At 53.9% G+C, this 19,615-nt stretch carries 18 protein-coding genes; 13 read left to right on the forward strand and 5 right to left on the reverse strand.

The features are described 5' to 3' along the window. Window positions 1–186: 186 nt before the first annotated feature. From L1D43_RS00480 to L1D43_RS00495, 4 genes are all read left to right on the forward strand, one after another. Window positions 187–861: a flagellar protein MotX gene (locus L1D43_RS00480; RefSeq protein WP_239849507.1), complete on the forward strand. Its 675-nt coding sequence runs from the start codon at window positions 187–189 to the stop codon at window positions 859–861. 57 nt (window positions 862–918) lie between these two features. Beyond that, entirely contained in the window at window positions 919–3,393 is a 2,475-nt protein-coding gene (gene rnr / locus L1D43_RS00485; protein WP_239849508.1) for a ribonuclease R, read from the forward strand. 14 nt (window positions 3,394–3,407) lie between these two features. Continuing rightward, entirely contained in the window at window positions 3,408–4,148 is a 741-nt protein-coding gene (gene rlmB / locus L1D43_RS00490; RefSeq protein ID WP_239849509.1) for a 23S rRNA (guanosine(2251)-2'-O)-methyltransferase RlmB, read from the forward strand. Between the two features lie 710 nt (window positions 4,149–4,858). Continuing rightward, entirely contained in the window at window positions 4,859–6,073 is a 1,215-nt protein-coding gene (locus L1D43_RS00495; protein ID WP_239849510.1) for a hypothetical protein, read from the forward strand. A gap of 502 nt (window positions 6,074–6,575) precedes the next feature. Here L1D43_RS00495 and L1D43_RS00500 read toward each other — a convergent pair. Then, on the reverse strand, window positions 6,576–7,319 hold the full coding sequence (locus L1D43_RS00500) for a DUF481 domain-containing protein (RefSeq protein ID WP_239849511.1): 744 nt from the start codon (window positions 7,317–7,319) through the stop codon (window positions 6,576–6,578). Between the two features lie 222 nt (window positions 7,320–7,541). On the opposite strand from L1D43_RS00500, the gene rpsF reads away from it, so the two are divergent. The 4 genes from rpsF to rplI are packed head-to-tail and all read left to right on the forward strand — an operon-like array spanning window position 7,542 to window position 8,989. Next, window positions 7,542–7,955, forward strand: coding sequence for a 30S ribosomal protein S6 (gene rpsF / locus L1D43_RS00505; RefSeq protein WP_239849512.1), 414 nt, complete (start codon window positions 7,542–7,544; stop codon window positions 7,953–7,955). Window positions 7,956–7,963: 8 nt separating this feature from the next. Then, entirely contained in the window at window positions 7,964–8,269 is a 306-nt protein-coding gene (priB, locus tag L1D43_RS00510; protein WP_041509965.1) for a primosomal replication protein N, read from the forward strand. Window positions 8,270–8,281: 12 nt separating this feature from the next. After that, window positions 8,282–8,509, forward strand: a complete 228-nt coding sequence (gene rpsR, locus L1D43_RS00515) for a 30S ribosomal protein S18 (RefSeq protein WP_011867078.1) — start codon at window positions 8,282–8,284, stop codon at window positions 8,507–8,509. Between the two features lie 27 nt (window positions 8,510–8,536). Next, a complete protein-coding gene (gene rplI / locus L1D43_RS00520; RefSeq protein ID WP_041509966.1) occupies window positions 8,537–8,989 on the forward strand; it encodes a 50S ribosomal protein L9 in 453 nt (150 codons plus the stop codon). 107 nt (window positions 8,990–9,096) lie between these two features. Here the strand turns inward: rplI and L1D43_RS00525 are convergent, their stop codons facing one another. Both L1D43_RS00525 and L1D43_RS00530 read right to left on the reverse strand, forming a co-directional pair. Continuing rightward, the gene (locus L1D43_RS00525; RefSeq protein ID WP_239849513.1) at window positions 9,097–9,489 is read right to left on the reverse strand and encodes a hypothetical protein; all 393 of its coding nucleotides are present in this window, start codon (window positions 9,487–9,489) and stop codon (window positions 9,097–9,099) included. Window positions 9,490–9,619: 130 nt separating this feature from the next. Further along, complete coding sequence (locus L1D43_RS00530) at window positions 9,620–11,824, reverse strand: S46 family peptidase (protein ID WP_239849514.1); 2,205 nt, start codon at window positions 11,822–11,824, stop codon at window positions 9,620–9,622. Between the two features lie 116 nt (window positions 11,825–11,940). On the opposite strand from L1D43_RS00530, the gene dnaB reads away from it, so the two are divergent. The 3 genes from dnaB to L1D43_RS00545 all read left to right on the forward strand — a co-directional run bounded on the left by dnaB (window position 11,941) and on the right by L1D43_RS00545 (window position 15,826). Further along, entirely contained in the window at window positions 11,941–13,347 is a 1,407-nt protein-coding gene (dnaB, locus tag L1D43_RS00535; RefSeq protein WP_239849515.1) for a replicative DNA helicase, read from the forward strand. A 109-nt stretch (window positions 13,348–13,456) separates the two neighbouring features. Further along, entirely contained in the window at window positions 13,457–14,533 is a 1,077-nt protein-coding gene (alr, locus tag L1D43_RS00540) for an alanine racemase (RefSeq protein ID WP_239849516.1), read from the forward strand. A 3-nt stretch (window positions 14,534–14,536) separates the two neighbouring features. Then, the gene (locus L1D43_RS00545) at window positions 14,537–15,826 is read left to right on the forward strand and encodes a hypothetical protein (RefSeq protein WP_239849517.1); all 1,290 of its coding nucleotides are present in this window, start codon (window positions 14,537–14,539) and stop codon (window positions 15,824–15,826) included. Window positions 15,827–15,841: 15 nt separating this feature from the next. Here the strand turns inward: L1D43_RS00545 and L1D43_RS00550 are convergent, their stop codons facing one another. Next, on the reverse strand, window positions 15,842–16,306 hold the full coding sequence (locus tag L1D43_RS00550) for a chemotaxis protein CheX (RefSeq protein ID WP_239849518.1): 465 nt from the start codon (window positions 16,304–16,306) through the stop codon (window positions 15,842–15,844). Between the two features lie 281 nt (window positions 16,307–16,587). Between L1D43_RS00550 and L1D43_RS00555 the strand changes: the two genes are divergently transcribed. Together L1D43_RS00555 and L1D43_RS00560 are read left to right on the forward strand one after the other, a co-directional pair. Next, window positions 16,588–17,619, forward strand: a complete 1,032-nt coding sequence (locus L1D43_RS00555; RefSeq protein ID WP_239849519.1) for an NAD(P)H-quinone oxidoreductase — start codon at window positions 16,588–16,590, stop codon at window positions 17,617–17,619. A gap of 302 nt (window positions 17,620–17,921) precedes the next feature. Beyond that, entirely contained in the window at window positions 17,922–18,356 is a 435-nt protein-coding gene (locus L1D43_RS00560; RefSeq protein WP_239849520.1) for a hypothetical protein, read from the forward strand. Window positions 18,357–18,461: 105 nt separating this feature from the next. On the opposite strand, the gene L1D43_RS00565 is transcribed toward L1D43_RS00560, so the two are convergent. Next, window positions 18,462–19,502, reverse strand: a complete 1,041-nt coding sequence (locus tag L1D43_RS00565) for an aldose epimerase family protein (protein ID WP_239849521.1) — start codon at window positions 19,500–19,502, stop codon at window positions 18,462–18,464. Window positions 19,503–19,615: the final 113 nt, after the last annotated feature.

Here is a 19,615-nt window from a genome sequence, read left to right on the forward strand (position 1 = left end):
CGCAAATGACTTTGTCGTAGATACTTTGAGCGCACCAGGCTCGAATATCCGTGGGTAAATTGAGATCTATTAGCGATAAGCATGCGATCACTTTTTAAGCTAATGCCGCAGCGGCCGATAAGATAAGGTATACTGCCTGAGTCTGTTTGAGAGATAAGGCGTGAGATCAACCAAGAGAGCTTTCTTATGGCAAGATTAGTGTGTGTTATGTTGCTGGCCTGGCTATCAACCCTGGCCCATGCCGAGCCCGAAACCGCTAAGGCGGTTGATAATAAGCCCACCGAAAACAGGTCGGAAGGGTTGAAGGCGGTCAATATCTACAGCCAAGAGCAGCTTATCGAGATGATCCGTGACAAGTCTTACCTGACCCGCGTCACGGGAGACGACTGTCAGCTGGTGCAAGATATCGAGGCGCGTGCCGAGGTATTGAAGCAGCCGCTGTACCAATATTTATGGGCGGAGATGCTTAACTATGGCATCTGCGTCAAGGCCAACCCGCCACGGGGGATCTCTATGCTGCGCGACGCCGCAGAGCAGGGGAGCGCCGAGGCTATGGTTAGGATTGCCGAGTATTACCATGACGGTAAGTTCGTGATCCAAGATAAGGAGCGTGCGGTGCAATACACACTGCCCGCTGCCGCCGGTGGCGATCTGCCAGCGCGTATGATGCTGGTCAGATTGTTTGGCGAAGGCTATGGTAGCCCCAGAGATTATGAGATGGGTTACCACTGGCTGTATAACGATGTATTTAGTGATGAGGCGACCAAACAGGAAGCCCTAAAATTATTGATGGTGCTGGAAGCGAAGATGCCCGCAAGTGCAGTTGAGAGGGCTAAGCAGGCGCACCTGAGATCCCGGTAATCGCCCTTAGCCCCTTAACAATAAAAGGAGAGCCTGGGCAAAATTTATGGATAATGAATGATCAAAGATCCGCATTTAAAGCGTGAACAAGAGAAGTACGACAACCCCATTCCTAGTCGTGAGTATATTTTAGATTACTTACGCTCACAGCAATCACCCCTCAATCGCGAGAAGATCGCTCAGGCGCTCAAGATAACCGACGAAGAGCAGCTCGAAGCCTTGCGCCGTCGCCTACGGGCCATGGAGCGTGACGGCGAGCTGGTCTTTACCCGTGGTCAGGCCTATGGCCTGCCTGAGCGTATGGATCTGCTTAGCGGTACAGTTCTGGGGCATAAGGATGGCTTCGGCTTCCTTAAACTCGATGAAGGCGGCGACGACCTCTTCATCAATAACCGTGACATGTTGATGTATTTCCACGGCGACAAGGTGCTGGCCCAGAAAGCCGGTGTCGACCGTAAGGGACGCCGTGAGGCGCGCATCGTCCGTCTCACCCATGAGCGCACCGCGCCACTGGTGGGGCGTTTCCACCTGGATTCCGGCATGGCATTCGTGATCGCCGATGACAAGCGTATCACCCAGGAGATCCTGATCCCCGATGGCGATCGCAACGGTGCCCGTCAGGGTGACGTGGTGGTGGTCGAGCTGACCCGCCGTCCCGGCCGCTACATGAAGGCGGCAGGCAAGGTCACCGAGGTGCTGGGCAAAGAGATGGCGCCGGGCATGGAGATAGAGATCGCCCTGCGTAACTATGATCTGCCCCATACCTGGTCGAGCCTGATCGAGAAGAAGCTGCGCAAGATCCCCGACGAAGTGACCGAAGAGGACAAGCTGGGCAGAGTCGATCTGCGTAAGCTACCGCTGGTCACCATAGACGGTGAAGATGCCCGCGACTTCGACGATGCCGTGTACGCCGAGACCAAGAAGAGTGGCGGCTGGCGCCTGTGGGTAGCCATCGCCGATGTGAGTCATTATGTGCGCACCGAATCGGCGCTGGATAAAGAGGCCCGTGCCCGCGGTAACTCAGTCTATTTCCCGTCTCAGGTGATCCCCATGTTGCCGGAGAAGCTGTCTAACGGCCTCTGCTCCCTCAACCCGGGTGTCGACCGCCTCTGTATGGTGGCCGAGATGACCATTTCGGCGGCGGGTAAGCTGTCGGGATACAAGTTTTATCCGGCGGTGATGCATTCTCATGCCCGCCTCACCTATACCCAGGTGGCGGATATGCTCGAGGGCGGCGAGGTGAGCGATGAGCTCAAGCCAATCTTCCCGCATTTGCAGACCCTGCAGTCGCTCTACCTGACCTTGGATGATACCCGCGCCCAGCGCGGTGCCATAGCCTTCGAGACTACGGAAACTCAGTTTATCTTCAACGCCGATCGTAAGATCGAGCGCATCGAGCCGCGCACCCGTAACCAGGCCCATAAGATCATCGAAGAGTGCATGATCCTGGCCAACGTGGCGGCGGCCAAGTTTGTGAAGAAGCATAAGGGCGAGGTGCTCTACCGGGTGCATGAGGCGCCGTCGGAGCAGAAGCTGACTAACTTCAAGGACTTCCTCAAGGAGCGCGGCCTGTCCATGGGCGGTGGCCTGGAGCCGGAGCCGGCCGACTATCAGGCCCTGATGGAGCAGGTGATCGACAGGCCCGATGCCGAGCTGATTCAGGTGATGTTGCTGCGCTCCATGCGTCAGGCAACCTATAACCCGGACAACGAAGGCCACTTCGGCCTGGCGCTGGAGGAGTACTCGCACTTTACCTCGCCGATTCGTCGCTATCCGGATTTGATCCTGCACAGGGTGATCCGTTACCTGTTGGCCAAGGAGCGTGGCGAGGCCAGTGACAAGTGGACGCCTGATGGTGGCTATCACTATCAGATCGAAGAGCTGGATCTGCTGGGCGAAGAGTGTTCTAACACAGAGCGGCGCGCCGACGAGGCGACCCGCGACGTCAGCGACTGGCTCAAGTGTGAGTTTATGCGTGATCATGTTGGTGACACCTTCGAGGCTGTGGTGGCCTCTGTGACCCACTTCGGCATGTTCGTCCGCCTGAGCGACCTCTTCATCGACGGCCTGGTGCATATCTCCACCCTGGGCGGTGACTATTATCACTATGATAATATGCGTCAGCGCCTGGTGGGCGAGGCCTCGGGTCAGGTGTATCAGATAGGCGATGCCGTTACCGTCAAGGTGGCCGCGGTTAACCTGGACGATCGCCAGATCGATCTCATGATGGTGGGCGACGATGGTAAGACATCACGTCCGCGCCGCGCCAAGAAGCCGCTGACCGCGCGCGAGCGGGTCAACCTGGAAGGGGCCAAGATGTCCCGCAAGGGTAAAGAGGATGACAAGCCCAGCGGTAAACGCCGCACCGCCCGACGCAGCGAAGGCAAATCTGGAGCTGGCAAGCCCGCAGCCGATAAGTCCGGTGCGGGTAAGGCTGGCGCGAGTAAGTCTAAGACTGGGGCCAAGAAGTCATCAGCCAAGCCGGGTGCCAAGAAACGTAAGAGCGTGAAGAAACGCAGCAGTAAGAAATAAGAGACTCAAACCAGATGAAGAAACAAGATTTCACCTTCGGCATCCATGCCGTCGAGGCCTTGCTAAAGAACAGCCCTGAGCGGGTGATCGAGATGTGGGTATTGCAGGGGCGCGACGATCAACGTCTGATGCCACTGCTGGCCATGGCCGCCGAGTATGGCGTCTCGGTGCAGCAGGCGTCACGCAAGGCGCTGGACGACAAGGCCGGCAGCAGTCAGCACCAGGGGGTGCTGGTACGCGCCAAGCCTGCTAAGCAGCTCAATGACAACGATCTGCTGGCGCTGCTAGATAAGACAGACACGCCGTTTCTGTTGATCCTCGATGGCGTCACCGATCCCCACAACCTGGGCGCCTGTCTGCGCAACGCCGACGCCGCCGGTGTGCACGGGGTGATTGTGCCGCGCGACAACTCGGTCGGCCTCACGCCTACCGTTAGCAAGGTTGCCTGTGGCGCCGCCGAAGTGGTGCCCCTGTTCCAGGTGACTAACCTGGCGCGCACCATGAAGAGCCTGCAAGATAAGGGGGTTTGGATCGTCGGCGCCGCCGGTGAGGCCGAGCACGACCTCTACAAGGCCGACCTCAAAGGCCCTATCGCCATCGCCATGGGCGCCGAAGATAAAGGACTACGCCGCCTGACCCGCGAGAGCTGTGATTCGCTAGCCTCTATCCCGATGGCGGGCAGTGTATCTAGCCTTAACGTCTCAGTAGCCACAGGGATCTGTTTGTTCGAGGCGGTTCGCCAAAGGTTGGGGTGATCGGGAATTCGATCGTTGAATTTTTGATTTAGCCTATTGGGTTTCCATAGGTGGTAGGAATGCCGATGAGGTTTAGGCTTCATCGGCATTTTTGTATCTGTCGTTTGACGACATGGTCGTTTAGCAAGGGGGTTGTAGCGTTAACCTTCATTGTTATCTAATGTCTGCCCGGCGGGGGATATGTACTTGGGGCGGGTTGTGCAGCGTTAACCCACATTGTTATCTATCGCTTGCCCGGTGGGGGAATGTGTACTTGGGTTGGGTTTTGTAGCGTTAACCTTCGCTGTTATCAATCGCCTGCCCGGCGGGGGATGTGCAAGCACTCTTTTGGCACGCTGTGAATATATCCTATACGCTTCACGGCGGCGTCCATGCCGCCGAGAGCCAAAAGCGTGCTTACACCCGTATCTAAACGTCTCTTCGATTTGACCGTGTTTGGTGTGAAGTGGGGGGGCAAAAGCTAACTTGATTTTGCCCCAACCCTCGTTAGGGAATTTGCTCTATTCTAATAGTTGCCCTTCAATTTCCCATTCTTTTAATAATGCCATCACGTTTGGTTGATTGATTTTTGCGATCTCCAGATACCGGACATCACTTGCTAATAACAGGGTAGCCTAATCTCAACCCATTGAATCGATTTATAATGCACTTTGAATGAGTATGGTATTATCGGCTCAGGATTTCAGTTAAATAGTTTGAGGCGGTAATGTATGGCTTCTTTTAGTTCATCTGATATGGATACAATTGAGAAGTACTTAGGTATGAAGCCAGGACACGTTCTGGGGTTTAGCAATAGAAATTTTGCTGACTTCATGAAGAATTACGATGTCGATATTTATGAAGAAAGATTCAATTTCGCTTCAGGCTCGAAGGCCAATCGTCTAAGGTCATTCATCAACCAATCTCCTGAAGTGTTGGTGGCGAATGTTCTGTACGCACTATCAAAAGAAAAGCAAAAAGAAACTAGTGGCGCAGCATGGTCTGAAGATGACCATCACCTTTCAATGGAATATATGTCGATCGTAGACAAATTGAGAAAGCGTTCAATTGAAGTTTATGAACCCTCATCAAGTTTTGTTCCATATTCAATACGAAATGGTCTTAATCCAAATTCAAACGGCTTTGGGATTATCGAGTTTCGTAATCTGTTTCTACACACATACAACATCATATTTTCGAATGGACTACTTGAGGAATATCTCGCTATAGAGTGCGAAGAGCACAACGTAGGAATCAAAGTAGATGTTGAGCATCATCTAATGGTGTCCTTACGTAAAGATGAGTTATGGCCTATCCAAGATAAGTACCATAAGTACAGTGAAGAGGATATCTTCGATTTGATCGAGTTCTTCTTTGCTAAAGTGAGTAGTCCACAGTATGGTCCATTTGAATCGTTCTACTGCGGTTATTGTCAGGAAGAACATAGTATGACGTTCCACAAGGAAGAGGGTATCCAAGAATACCTGAAAGAGATAAATGCGATTCTTGCTTTGTACGAGAAGCCTCATGAGCTGACTCAAGAAGGGATGGTTGTCGTCAAGCCTGAGTATGGTTTTGATAAGATTTTCAAAGCAAGGATACCAACAAAAGACGAACGTATTATCGATAAAGTAAATAGTGCTGTCTCAAGATTTCGGCGTCATGGGTCGAGTATCGATGATCGTAAACATGCTGTGAGAGACTTGGCTGATATTCTTGAGAGTGTAAGAAGCGACATAAAGAAACACCTATCCAAGAAAGACGAACTAGCTCTATTCGATATTGCCAATAACTTTGGCATCAGGCACATGAACAATAAGCAAAAAGACGACTATGATCCAGTGTGGTTGAGTTGGATGTTTTACTTTTATCTTTCAACCATTCACACTGTATTGAGAAGGAGCAAGGATCAAGGATCAAGGTTCAGAAAAGTAGTGGATGAGTGAATCTGGCCACTAGATTAGAGTGTATTGCAATACTCTGACAATTCGTCAAATGCTAAGTAAGCAAAGCTTCTATCAAGGTTTTGTTCAAAAAATAACTTAGCCTTTGATTGTTAGGGTCATGACAATAACGTCAAATCGAAGAGGCGTTGGATAACTAGTGTAGATATGCCGGTGAGCTTCCGAAACAGGGCCGCTCTTTGACATCCATGTCACCGCGGCATTTGTGAATCCATTCACTTCAGATGTTTCGGCAGAGCCTAAAGGGATATATTTAAACAACGTACGTGTTTGAAGGCCAGTTCGGCATCCATGCCTCTCGTTCGTGAGCACGAAGCTACGCTTCACTCACCGTCTCACAGGCGTATCTGCACATGAGCCCACCGCAGGTGACAAGTACACCATGAAGCTATAGTCTGAAGTCACCGAGCAAATATCAAAGTGGCTAGCGGCCACGACTGGCAAGGCAGATTAATTGCCCCATCATTTGGGGGCACTCAAACCTTTATTTGAAGGTATAGAGCAGATTAAAGGTGGTGACGGTATCCGTCTGCTTCGACCCTTCGGGCACCACTTCCGTGTACTTGACGTTCATGCCGATCTTAAATGCCCAGTCTTGGAACAGGGTATTCTTATAACTCATGTCCAGGGTGACCGTGCTGTTGGACTCGCCGGTTTCGGCGGTGAGGTCGGCGTTGAAGCTGGTGTATTCGTGGATCTTCTGTTCGAACTTGGCGGCGGTACGCAGAATCGCCTCGCGATCGGCCTCGGGGTCGGGCACCGACTCGCTCACCTGGGGCAGGTTGTAACGATAACCAGGACCGATTTCGAGACTCAGCTTAGTGCTGCTGTCGCTGATGGCGTCGAAACCATAACCGGTCGATACGATTGAGATGCGGGTATAACTACCGAATCTGTCTTCGGTGAAGTCGCCGCGGGCAAAGATATAACCCGAGTAGATCTTGTAGCTCGACTGGAGCTGGACGTCGTATTTCTCCGAGGTGGTCTTTTCCGAGTCGGAGGCGAAGTAGGCCTTGAATACCCCTTCCTGACGAAACTTGTCTGTGTCGTAGACGAGTTTGGTGCGACCGTTGAAGCTGCTGGACTCTGTGTTACCCGTGTTGATCTGCAGGCCGGCTTCTATCTCGGCAGAGAAGTCGCTGGGGGGTTCCTGATAGTCCGGAGGCACCAAGGCCCAGGCGCTGTGGCTGAGGCCGAGTGTGATAAATAAACTTGTTGCTCTTAACATTATTTTTATTTTTTGCACGCGTCTGGAACACAAAAATGACAGCGGACTATCATACCGTTTCACCGGGCGATGGGCAAAGTGATTAAGGAAAGATATTGCTTGAGTTTTGAGGTGTGACCATGTACTATTCCGCGGCTTAATTCAGTCACTTTATTTAGTTCCTTGCCTCCATTTGGTCTGACTGAGCCAACAACGAGGCTAGATAACCGTAAGGAGCAAAAAATGCGTCATTATGAAATCGTATTTTTAGTTCACCCTGATCAGAGTGAACAAGTGCCAGGTATGATCGAACGTTACACGGGTATCCTTACCCAAGCTGGCGGTCAAATCCACCGTTTAGAAGACTGGGGCCGTCGTCAACTGGCTTACCCAATCATCGAACTGCATAAGGCTCACTATGTTCTGATGAACGTAGAAGCGACTGCAGAATCGGTTGAAGAGCTAGAAACAGCTTTCCGTTTCAACGACGCTGTTCTTCGTAGCATGGTTATGCGTACCAAGGGTGCCATCACCGAAGCTTCTCCAATGGCTAAAGCGAAAGACGAGCGCGAAGCGCGTCGTTCTAGCGAAGAGCGCCCAGCTCCAGCTGCCGAAGCTGAAGCATCTGAAGAAGCCGCTGAAAACGCAGCAGAGTAAGTTTATTTGTGGCCACCAATCACTTGGTGTTATCTGGAACCATCACTCGGTCCAGAAGCTTTAGTAGCCCGGCAGGCATCCCACATTGTGTGATCATGCTGGAACACAAATCGCAGGTTTATGAAGCAGAGATGCTGAGAAACGTATACTGCCAGATGCAAGTGATATTCAGTGGCGAACGCTTTAACAGCATCACAGACAAACTGAAAACCGGTGTGGATATCGAGGTCAAAGGTTTCATCGCCCTCCAGAGAGGACGCAATGGTCAAAACCGCCTGGTATTACACGCTGAAAATGTCGAATTGAAAACTTAGGAGACTGTCAAAATGGCACGTTATTTCCGTCGTCGCAAGTTCTGCCGTTTCACTGCAGAAGGCGTTACTGAGATCGATTACAAAGATATCGCTACTCTAAAGAACTACATCACTGAAAGTGGTAAAATTGTTCCTAGCCGTATCACTGGTACAAACGCTAAATACCAACGTCAACTGGCTCGCGCTATCAAGCGTGCTCGTTATCTTTCTCTACTGCCTTACACTGATCTACATCAGTAATAGCGCATCAATTTAGAGGAATTAATAATGAACGTTATTCTACTTGATAAAATCGCTAACCTGGGCAACCTGGGTGACCAAGTGTCAGTTAAAGCTGGTTATGCTCGTAACTTCCTTTTACCTCAAGGTAAAGCGGTAGTTGCTAACGCTGCTAACACTGAAGTATTCGAAGCACGTCGTGCTGAACTAGAAGCTAAGCTAGCTGCTGAACTAGCAACTGCTACTGAGCGCGCTGAGAAGCTGGCTGCTCTTGAAGCTGTTGTTATCGCTTCTAAAGCGGGCGACGAAGGCAAGCTGTTCGGTTCAATCGGTAACCGTGACATCGCTGATGCAGTAACTGCTGCTGGCGTTGAACTGGCTAAGAGCGAAGTTCGTCTGCCACTAGGTGCTATCCGCACTACTGGTGAATTCGAAATCGACGTTCAGCTTCACGCTGAAGTTAAGGCTGTTGTTAAGCTTTCTGTTGTTGCAGAAGACTAATACACAGTTTTAAAAGATTAAAGAAACACCGCGCTAATCTGATTAGTGCGGTGTTTTTTTATGCCTGAAATAGACGAAGAAGCGGCGTACTCTTAATGTTATTTTGCCTAGCGCGATTCGCCGGGTTCTATCTGTGTCGCCAGTAAGGTGAGCCGATAGTGAGGGTTGCCTGCTACCAGGCTGGTCACGGCTTCATTCGGGCTAAGATAGAGTTCTTGCCTGCCTATGTGGCGAGGTTCAGTAGTAGCGCATAGATAGATGTCACTGACGACCTTGAGCAGACCTGCAGGGGTGAAGCTTGAGCAAAGCTTGATACTCACTGCTCGATTGGCAAGTTCACTCGTCCCAGGCTCGAGTGTGAGTAACTGCTCGATAAGCACTTGATGGTCGCAGGTGAGGCTGAAGTTGAGGCGGAACTTAGGTGTGTTGCGCTCGCGCTGTTCGGCATGCATTTTTCGTTGTTGGGCAGAGAGATAGAATCCGCCTAATGGGCTGCTCATCTTGTATCTCATTTCGGTTGGCATCTTACTAAGCTATGCCACTGACGAGTTAGCGACAAGTAAAAAAATACCCGGCATTGCCGGGTATTTGTCTATGGTGTAAACGGACTGCTGTAAGACTAGTTTCTGACTAGTTTCTGACTAGGTCCAGCTCGCCGATCAGGTTGTCGGCGTGATCCACCTCATCCATCATCCACAGAATGTAGCGGAAATCCACGTGCACGGCGCGGGTGATGGTTGGGTTGAAGAACCAGTCTTTGGTGATCGCCTCATAGGTAGAGTCGAAGTTCAGGCCAACCAGTTCGCCCTTGCCGTTAAACACGGGCGAGCCAGAGTTGCCGCCTGTGGTATCGACGCTGGAGAGGAAGTTCACCGGCACTGAGCCAAAGCTTTCAGGCTTGTCCAGGCAAGAGAAGAGACGGCATAACCAAGAGGCTGGGTCTTGATAGACAGACTCTACCTTGTGGCTGCCATAGCGCTTGGCCTTGATGGCATCCAGTACCTTCTTGGGCGCATCAAACGGCTCGACGCCAGTATGCTTGGCGACTATGCCCTCCAGGCGGGTGAAGGGCTGCTTGTAGAGGGCGTCTTTCGACTGATAACCATCCACCATGCCGTAGGTGATACGCAGGGTACCGTTGGCATCTGGGTACACGGGCCAGTTGTTGGCCTTGTAGTAGGCGATAACGGCTTCCATGTAGCCAGGACGTGCCTTAGACAGCTTTCCGGCCAGGGTCTTCTTGGCTTTTTCCTGGGCCAGGTTAGTGTCGTACAGGGCTACGGCGATGCGGATGAAAGGATCGGCGCTGGTTTCAAACGCCTTCACATCGGCGTCCATCCAGGCCAGACGCTCATCCTGGTTGGTGAGGCCGGTCAGCGAGTAGAGGCCGTCGAGCTTGTCACTCAGGCTCACCTGTGGATCGTCTGATTTGAGCATGGCGTCGAGCTCAGGTACGCGGTTGTCCTGGGCCAGGTAGGCGTTAAGATCTTGCATCCACAGCGTCTTGTCGACGCTGATGGCGAAGCTCGAGTCGATCCGCTTGAGGCGCGCCTTAAACATCTTCATGTCGCGTTCTTGATAGCCTTCCTCACGCTCGGCGTCCGGCTTGGTCTTCTCCTTGGCCAGACGATAGAGGCGGTTGGCTGCAGAGAGCAGGTCGCTCGATTGGGCGTTCTCGAAGTAGTAGCGGGTCTGCAGCGCCTGGCGCTGCTCCACTAATAGTGTCTCTAGCTGGTCGAACTTGGCCTGATAGCTCTGGTACTGGCTGTCTGTGGTTAGCCATTTGCGGAAATCGTCTTCGCGGCCCTGCTTGATACCGGCAATATCGGTGGCCTTGAAGCCGTCGAGCAGACCGTTATATTTCTTCATGCGGTTGGCCATCGAGGCCAGGGTGCCGGCGTACTTGATCTTAACCCCGGCGTCCTGGGCGCCCATGGCTTCTATGGTGTCGATACGCTGCTGATAGCGTGTCGCTAGAGTAGGGTAGAGCCAGTCGCTGGCAAATTTTAGCTCGCTGGTGAGGCGGTAGCGGCTGGTCGAGCCCGGGTAACCGGCTACGAATACGCCGTCGCCCGCCTTGACGCCATCGGCATTGATCTTCAGGTAGCTCTTAGGCTTGAAGGGGACGTTGTCTGGCGAGTAGGCCGCGGGCTTGCCATCCTTGCCCACGTAGGCACGCAGGAAGGTGAAGTCGCCCGAGTGGCGTGGGTATTCATAGTTGTCTATGTCACCGCCGAAGGAGCCGACGCTCTTAGGTGGCGCGTATACCAGACGCACGTCGCGAATGATAAGCTGCTTGATCAGGTAGTATTCCAGGCCGTTGTGGAAGCTGCGCACCGAGCAGCGATAGTTGTCGTCGCTCTCACACTCTTTGATCAGTGCCTTGCGGTTAGCCTGGATCTCTTCGTAGCGTTTCAGCGGGTCGTCGCTGAGGTCTTTGGTGACCTGGTCGCTCACGTTGGTGACCGCCTCTGTGATGTAGAGACGTTCGTTAGGGCCGGCAGAAGGTTCGTCCGCTTGTTTGCGCGCCAGGAAGCCATCGGCGATATAGTTGTGCTCTTTCTTGCTGTTGTATTGAATTGCACGGTAGGCACAGTGGTGATTCGTCACAACTAACCCTTGGGGGGATACGAAACTGGCGGTACAATACCCCAGTCCGACAACTGCATTCATCGGATATTGGGTCAGATCGGCGAGTTGTTTTGCTGGAATTTGGATACCGCGTTCGCTCAGCTTGTCGGCGATCGATGGCATTTGATACGGTTGCCATTGCCCTTCATCGGCAATGACAACGCCAGATGACAGCATTAAGGCTGCAACCAATGCTTTGCGCATGTTTATTCCTTAATTATTATGTGTAAGTTTGTAGGACGAACAGGTCAGAGGCCTGTTTCTGCTTGACCCGGGTTTTATATCATATTTTGCCTAATCGTTGGAAATTTGGAGAGTTAATGTCACAGCAAGGTGGATTTCAGGCTAAGAAAAAGCCTAGAGATATACAGATCGACGCATTGAAGATGCCGCCCCACTCGATTGAGGCCGAGCAGTCTGTGCTCGGTGGCTTGATGTTGGATTCAGATGCCTGGGATAAGGTGGCCGAGGCCGTGGTGAAGGATGACTTCTACTCCCGCTCCCACAAGATGATCTTTACCGCCATGGAGGCCCTGGTGGCCGCGGGTCAGCCTATCGATCTGATCACCGTCTCCGAACAGCTGGAGCTTGAAGATCACTTAGAAGATGCCGGTGGCTTCGCCTATTTGGGCGAGATCGCCAAGAACACCCCGAGCGCGGGCAACATTCTCTCCTACGCCGCCATCGTGCGTGAGCGCGCCGTGGTGCGCGAGATGATCAAGGTCGCTAACGAGATCGCCGACGCCGGTTTTAACCCCGAGGGGCGTAATTCAGGTGAGCTGCTGGATCTGGCCGAAAGCAAGGTATTTAAGATCGCCGAGCAGCGCGCCAACGCCAACGAGGGCCCTGAGGGGATCAAGACCATCCTCGAGAAGACGGTGGATAAGATCGAGGAGCTGTACAACAACCCGCACAACGGTGTGACCGGGGTGTCCAGTGGCTTCAACGATCTCGACCGTATGACGGCGGGCTTCCAGTCGGGCGACCTTATCATCGTCGCGGCGCGTCCCTCTATGGGTAAGACCACCTTCGCCATGAACCTGTGTGAACAGGCGGCGCTGCATGAAGACAAGCCAGTGCTCATCTTCAGTCTCGAGATGCCCTCGGAGCAGATCATGATGCGTATGCTGGCCTCACTGGGCCGGGTGGATCAGACCAAGATACGTACGGGTCAGCTCGACGATGACGATTGGGCGCGCGTCTCCTCGACTATGGGGATCATGCTCGAACAGGGCAAGATGTATATCGACGATGGCTCGGGCCTGACACCGACCGAGGTGCGCAGCCGCGCCAGACGTATCGCCCGCGAATATGGTGGCCTGTCGATGATCATGATCGATTACCTTCAGCTGATGCAGGTGCCCGCTCTGTCCGACAACCGTACGCTGGAGATCGCCGAGATCTCCCGCTCGCTCAAGGCGCTGGCTAAGGAACTGGAGATCCCGGTTATCGCCCTGTCGCAGCTTAACCGCTCATTGGAGCAACGCGCCGACAAGCGCCCGGTGAACTCGGACTTGCGTGAATCTGGCTCTATTGAGCAGGATGCGGATCTGATCATGTTTATTTATCGTGATGAGGTGTATAACGACGATTCCGAAGATAAGGGTACCGCGGAGATCATCATAGGTAAGCAGCGTAACGGCCCCATCGGCCGGGTACGTTTGACCTTCCAGGGCCAGTTCTCCCGTTTCGATAACTACGCCGGTCCGCAGTTCGAAGAAGATTAATCCGACTAAGCTCATAGGGTGAGATTAAACTTGATTTAATTAGCCCTATGGGTCGCTATTTTGCGTTACCCTCATCGAGTCTCGACGCCATTAACATTAAGGTTATTGTTTGAAACCCTTTCCCCGAGCAGAGATCAGCGGCGATGCGCTGAAAGCTAACCTAAAGCGATTACGCCAGCTGGCACCCCAGAGTAAGGTGATGGCCGTGGTGAAGGCCAACGGCTATGGTCACGGTTTATTAAATGTGGCCCACTGTCTGGCCAGTGCCGACGGCTTCGGCTTGGCGCGCCTCGAAGAGGCGCTGGAGCTCAGGGCCGGTGGCGTGAGTGCCAAGCTGCTTCTGCTGGAAGGCTTCTTTCGCCCAAGCGATCTGCCCACCCTGGTGGCGCACGACATCGATACCGTGGTGCACCATGAGTCCCAGCTCGAGATGCTGGAGGCCGCCAGCCTGGCCAAGCCGGTGACCGTGTGGATGAAGATAGATACCGGCATGCATCGTCTGGGCTTTAACCTGGATCAGTTTGAGGCTATCTATCAGCGTCTGCAGGCCTGTGCCAACGTGGCCAAGCCCATCAATCTGATGACCCATTTTGCCTGCGCCGACGAGCCGAATAATCCCGCGACCGCCGAGCAGGCGCGCCGCTTCGAGCAGATGACGGCAGACCTTCCTGGCGATCGCACCCTGGCCAACTCGGCCGCGACCCTCTACTGGCAGGCGACCCAGGCAGACTGGATCCGCCCGGGGATAGCCCTGTACGGCGTGTCACCGGTCGTTGGCGATCTTGGCCGCAACCATGGTCTTGAGCCCGCCATGGAGCTGGTGTCTCAGTTGATTGCGGTACGTGACCATAAGGCCGGCGACCCCGTCGGCTATGGCAGTTACTGGCGCGCCAAGCAAGACACCAAGCTAGGTGTGGTGGCCATCGGCTATGGCGACGGTTATCCCCGTAACGCCCCAGAAGGTACTCCTGTCTGGGTCAATGGCCGCCTGGTGCCCGTGGTGGGCCGTGTCTCCATGGATATGCTGACGGTGGATCTGGGCATAGATGCCACAGACAAGGTGGGTGATACCGCCGTGCTCTGGGGCAAGGCGCTGCCGGTCGAAGAGGTGGCCGAGCATATAGGAACCATCGCCTACGAGCTGGTGACTAAGTTGACCCCGCGCGTCGCCGTCTGTCTCGAGTAATCGATGCCGGATCTGTTCACCCCTAAAGCATCGCTCACGCGGCTAGCTTCTCAGGCTAGCCGTTTGTTTTTTGCCGCAACGCTCGCCCTACCTGCCGTTCAGGCGCTGGCCAGTGATGATCTGGCGCCTCAGGTACAGATCAATAGCGGTGATGGAGCGTGCGCCGAGTTTGTCGCCGTGCCCTTTATCTTCGCCACCGAGACCCTGAGCACCTCTATGGGCGCCGCCGGTGTGGTGAAACACGCGGGGCAGCGTCAGGCCTCCCTGTTTGCCCTGGGACTAGGCTCGGCCAACGATTCCTGGGTGAGCTATCTTGGCGCCTATGACTATCAGCTGCCGGGTGTCGATAGCTGGCTGTTTTCCGGCGAGTATTACCGTGCCCGCTACACCGAAGGGATCTTCTATGTGCCCGGGCAGGCGCCTGCGAGTATGGCTGGTCAGCCTACGCGGGTGGTGACCCAGGGGGATGAGTCCTTTGCCAGGCTGCATCTTAAATACGTGCTGCCCTGGGGGCGGGGCGCCAAGGGGGCGGTTGCCAGTCTGCGCAGCGCACCCTTAGGCAGCCACGAATGGAACCCACTCACCTCTGGGGTGAGCAGTATCGAGCTGACTCCCTTCTATACCGAGCAACGCCTGGAGGGATATGAGTCGCTGCCACAATCGGCGCGGGGGCTTGAGCTGGAGCTGGCCTGGGACAATCGTGATAACCGCGAGAACGGCCAGCAGGGTGGGCGCACCAGCCTGACCTTTACGCGAGACTGGGGTAGCAGTCAGCGTCAGAGCTGGACCACCTGGGAGTTTGAGCAGAGCCTCTACCTGTCCCTTGGACAGAGCGATTGGTTCGACAGTCGGGTGCTGGCATTCGATGTGTATCTGGCCGATACCCCCACCTGGAATAGCTATGATGAGGCCAGCCAAGCCTACCAGCGCCCGCCGAGCTTTGCCGGGGTGAGCCTGGGGGGCTTCAAGCGTCTTCGCGGCTACAGCGTCAATCAATTTACTGGCCGCAGCGCTGTGTTGTACGCCGCCGAATATCGTTTGACTCCCAAGTGGAATCCATTGCAGAGCCTACCCGTATTTCGCTGGTTTGACATTCCCTGGTGGCAGTGGACGGTATTTGCCGAGGCGGGCAAGGTCAGCGACGAGTTCAGTCTAGATAGCCTTCACAGCCAGATGAAAACCAGTTTCGGTGCCGGTATCCGCTTTGAGGTCGAGGGTGTGGTGGTGCGCACCGATCTCGCCATCGGCGAGGAGGAAGGCCAGTTCTGGATCATGGTGAACCAGCCTTTCTGATGAGCTAGGTATCGGTTAGCTCTCGAAGCAGATCTCTATGTAGGCGGTGCCGTAGATGCTGCTGAAAGGCATGATGATCTTCTGCCCGTCGGACTTGTGGGCTATGGTGTGATTCTTACCCGACACCACGATAGGGGTGGCCATGTCGAATTCGTAGCCCTTGTCACTGAGGAGATTCTTGGCGCCACCGGTCACCATGTTGGTGAGTTCGCCCACCAAGTCTGTCACCTCTTCATCTATACTCTCGGGCTTCTCCCCCAGCATCTTGTTCATGATCTCTAAGATCAGCGACTCTTCGAAGGTGATCGATAAAGATCCCTTGGTCTGCGGACCGACCATGCCGATGAGGCCCGACACATCGCCCTTGGCCAGATTATCTTTTTTCAGGTTGGGTTTGCCGGGTTTAAGCTCCAGGTTGGCCATGGTCTTGAGCACATTGAGCAGGGAGTCGAGAAAAGGATTGATAAAGTCAACATTCATCGCAGGTGCAGCCCCTTCTGGTGATAACAGATCGCAGCATATAGGTCTTTAAGCTTAGGTGATAATTGGGCTTAAAGCCTGCTTGCTCAGAAACACCATAACATAAAGCCTAAGCGGTGCGACAAATCTTTTATAGCTAACTTACTAATGGTAAAGATATTTGTGAGCTGTTGTTTGTTTTATCCATACTCTGAGCGCAAGGATTGTGGCTAAGGCTTGCCCCGCTAACCATTTTCGCGCTAGCCTCGGCATCAACAACTCCCTCTAAGCCAGGAGCCAATATGTCTTCGCTTCCCACAAGCTATACCCATGTGCAATTTAACGCCCCGGGCGGGCCAGAGGTGCTCGAGCTGACGCAGAGCACCTTGCCCGCCATCGCGCCGGATCAGCTGCTGATCAAGGTGGCGTACGCCGGGGTGAATGGCCCGGACGTTGCCCAGCGCCGTGGCGTCTATCCCCCGCCGGCCGGTGCCAGCGAGATCCTGGGACTGGAGGTGTCAGGCACTGTGGTCGCCCTGGGTGAGCAGGTGACAGGCTGGCAGCTGGGAGACAAGGTCTGCGCCCTGGTGCCCGGCGGTGGCTATGGCGAATATGTGGCGACCTGGGGCGTACACTGTTTGCCTATTCCACAAGGGCTCAGCATGGCTCAGGCGGCGGCGCTGCCCGAGACCTTCTTCACCGTTTGGGGCCATATGTTTATGCGCGGCGGCCTCAAGGCGGGGGAGACGGTATTGATCCATGGTGGCTCGGGGGGAATAGGCTCGGCGGCGGTCACCTTGGCGAAACAATTCGCTGTTAAGGTGCTGGTCACCTGCGGCAATCAGGAGAAGATAGATTACTGCCTCGCCCTGGGGGCCGATCACGGTTTTAACTATCATGACGAGGATCTGCTGGCTCAGATAAAGGCGGTGGCGCCTCAAGGGGTGGACTTGGTGCTGGATATGGCCTCGGGTGACCTTATCGATCTCAACCTCAAGGCGCTGGCGATCGAGGGCCGCCTGGTGACCATAGCGCTGCAGCGAGGCAGGCGCGCCGAGGTGGATGTGGCGCTGCTGATGGCTAAGCGTATCTGGTGGACTGGGGCGACATTGAGGCCGCAATCGGTTGAGGCCAAGCAGGCGATTGCCGATGGCCTGCGTGAGCAGGTGTGGCCAAGATTTGCGAGCCCTGAGGGGAGTCAGTTGGTGCCCCATCTGTTTGCCGAGTTTGCCCTGGGTGATGGGGCCAAGGCCCACGCCTTGATGGAGTCCGGCCAGCACAGGGGAAAGCTGGTGCTCAAGGTGGCCGGTAACTCGCCTAAAGCTGAGGGCTAAGTATGGCGTCAGCTACTGCTCTAAAGGGGTAGAGGGCTTTTTTAACTTTGGTATAAAGTCGGTTAGAAAAAACTTGAATAACTGATTTGATCGGCTAAATTCGTTACTAGTAACTACCGAGTGAGCATTTTGATAGCAATTAAATAAAATAGATCTATTTGGCTATTGATTTCTGGCGGTATTTATTAAAAATGTGTGGGCTATTGTCCAGAGGCGTTTCTGACGATGGCAGCGACTAAGCTAACTGTTGTCAGCTTTATAATTTTATATTGGTATGTGTTGATTTAAGGGTATTAGCATATATGTATGACACGTCTAAAGAACCTGTTTGGTATGGTGAACTTCGTACGGCTCGAGGCAATACTATCCTCATTCACGACAAAGATTTTCCCGAAGCCAGTGCGGGACGAGTTTATCTCTATAACACGGTAAGAGATGCCGTGATTGAATATGCCGAGGACATCGTTAAGGTGAACTTGCATGACCTTACGGAAGAGGAACTTAAGGCTGCCAAAGCCGAATATGACGCGAACTGGTTAGCTACCCGAACCGCCTTCATGCAGCAGCACGCAGGCTGGGTTGAAGCGATTCATGCTAAACCTGCCCCGGCCCCTAAGAAGGTGAAGGTGGAAGCCGAAGAAGTCGCCAGCGACGATGATGACGACGATGTCGAGCTCGAAGTCGATAGCCTGGACGACGGTTATGATGATTGGTCTGACGATGACGACCGCAACTAGAACCCCAGTTTAGTTAGCCGCCATCTTTAGGTATGAGGTTCCGGTTTATCTGGAACCCCTACCTAAACCCTTTCCCTACTCTATCTCTCTTCCCCGTTAAACCTGTTATTTAATCAGATCGAATTGATAGCGACTCATGTGGTGATACACCTCGCCCGGCATGAGCCATGGCGTGCCCGGTAAGTCTGGCTGATTGGGAGCGTCGGGGAGCTGCTGCGGCTCGATACAGACCGCCTGATAAGATTCCAGAGTCTGTCCCTGTTTGCCTATGGTGCCTTCGAGGAAGTTGCTGCCGTAAACCTGGACCCCAGGTTGATTGGTGTAAAGAGTCAGACAACGTCCCGAATTCGGCGCGCTGATGGCGCCGAAGCGGTTCAGGGCCTTACCATCATGGCCCGGCATCAGATAGCAGTGATCTATGCCTTTCGTCGGACTATCTGCCAGTGCCGTCTTGAGGCTGTCGAGTGACTTGCCTTGTCTAAGGTCCAGCGGCGTATCAGCTACCTTACTCACCTGGGTCGGGATCCCCTGCTCATCTGTTGTGAGGTAGTCTTGGCAGTCGCTCTGAATCAGGTGGCCCAGGCTGCTGGCCTCGTTGGCCCCGTCGAGATTGAAATAGCTGTGCTGGGTCAGGCTGATGGGGCAGGGGGCATCTGTGCTGGCGAGGATCTCTACATAGAGGTTATTGCCCACCAGACGGTAGTCGAGCTGGATATTGGCGTTACCGGGAAAGCCCATGTCACCATCCGGGCTGAACAGGCTGAGGCGCACGCCATCGCTGAGTTGGCCGATATGCCACTGCTTACGATTGAAGCCCTCGCGGCCACCGTGTAGGCAGTTGGCCTGATGATTATTGTCTAAGGTGAATTGCTGACCGTCCCGGATCAGGCGTGCACCGGCGATGCGGTTGGCGTAGCGCCCGGCGATGGCGCCAAGGTGGGCGTCTTGGGTCAGATAGTCCTGGGCGCTGTCGCAGCCCAGCACAACGTTACCTCGCTCGCCCTTGTTGTCCGGTACCCAGAGGGAGCGGATGATGCCACCCAGGCTGAGGACCTCCATGGCCAGTATGCCGTTGTCTATGATGATGCGTTCTATCTGGCCACCACGGGGATCGTCCCAGGCGTCGAGCGGGCGAAAACGTACCATGATAATCTTTTCCTTAAGCGGTTAATTTACATCGTATTAAATCGGTTGTTGCCTATTGTATAACCTTGCTCCCGGTCGAAGGCATGAATACGTATTCTAAACAGCGATTGCAG

Source organism: Shewanella sp. Isolate8, assembly GCF_022398495.1.
Lineage (GTDB): Bacteria > Pseudomonadota > Gammaproteobacteria > Enterobacterales > Shewanellaceae > Shewanella > Shewanella aquimarina.

Bases quoted from the DNA above. Each gene is read 5' to 3' on its own strand.
- L1D43_RS00560 (WP_239849520.1), top strand. From the start codon at position 17,922: ATGTATGACACGTCTAAAGAACCTGTTTGGTATGGTGAACTTCGTACG.
- L1D43_RS00545 (WP_239849517.1), top strand. From the start codon at position 14,537: ATGCCGGATCTGTTCACCCCTAAAGCATCGCTCACGCGGCTAGCTTCT.
- L1D43_RS00555 (WP_239849519.1), top strand. From the start codon at position 16,588: ATGTCTTCGCTTCCCACAAGCTATACCCATGTGCAATTTAACGCCCCG.
- rpsF (WP_239849512.1), top strand. From the start codon at position 7,542: ATGCGTCATTATGAAATCGTATTTTTAGTTCACCCTGATCAGAGTGAA.
- L1D43_RS00480 (WP_239849507.1), top strand. From the start codon at position 187: ATGGCAAGATTAGTGTGTGTTATGTTGCTGGCCTGGCTATCAACCCTG.
- L1D43_RS00495 (WP_239849510.1), top strand. From the start codon at position 4,859: ATGGCTTCTTTTAGTTCATCTGATATGGATACAATTGAGAAGTACTTA.
- dnaB (WP_239849515.1), top strand. From the start codon at position 11,941: ATGTCACAGCAAGGTGGATTTCAGGCTAAGAAAAAGCCTAGAGATATA.
- rnr (WP_239849508.1), top strand. From the start codon at position 919: ATGATCAAAGATCCGCATTTAAAGCGTGAACAAGAGAAGTACGACAAC.
- rplI (WP_041509966.1), top strand. From the start codon at position 8,537: ATGAACGTTATTCTACTTGATAAAATCGCTAACCTGGGCAACCTGGGT.
- L1D43_RS00550 (WP_239849518.1), bottom strand. From the start codon at position 16,306: ATGAATGTTGACTTTATCAATCCTTTTCTCGACTCCCTGCTCAATGTG.
- L1D43_RS00525 (WP_239849513.1), bottom strand. From the start codon at position 9,489: ATGAGCAGCCCATTAGGCGGATTCTATCTCTCTGCCCAACAACGAAAA.
- rpsR (WP_011867078.1), top strand. From the start codon at position 8,282: ATGGCACGTTATTTCCGTCGTCGCAAGTTCTGCCGTTTCACTGCAGAA.
- L1D43_RS00530 (WP_239849514.1), bottom strand. From the start codon at position 11,824: ATGCGCAAAGCATTGGTTGCAGCCTTAATGCTGTCATCTGGCGTTGTC.
- L1D43_RS00565 (WP_239849521.1), bottom strand. From the start codon at position 19,502: ATGGTACGTTTTCGCCCGCTCGACGCCTGGGACGATCCCCGTGGTGGC.
- L1D43_RS00500 (WP_239849511.1), bottom strand. From the start codon at position 7,319: ATGTTAAGAGCAACAAGTTTATTTATCACACTCGGCCTCAGCCACAGC.
- rlmB (WP_239849509.1), top strand. From the start codon at position 3,408: ATGAAGAAACAAGATTTCACCTTCGGCATCCATGCCGTCGAGGCCTTG.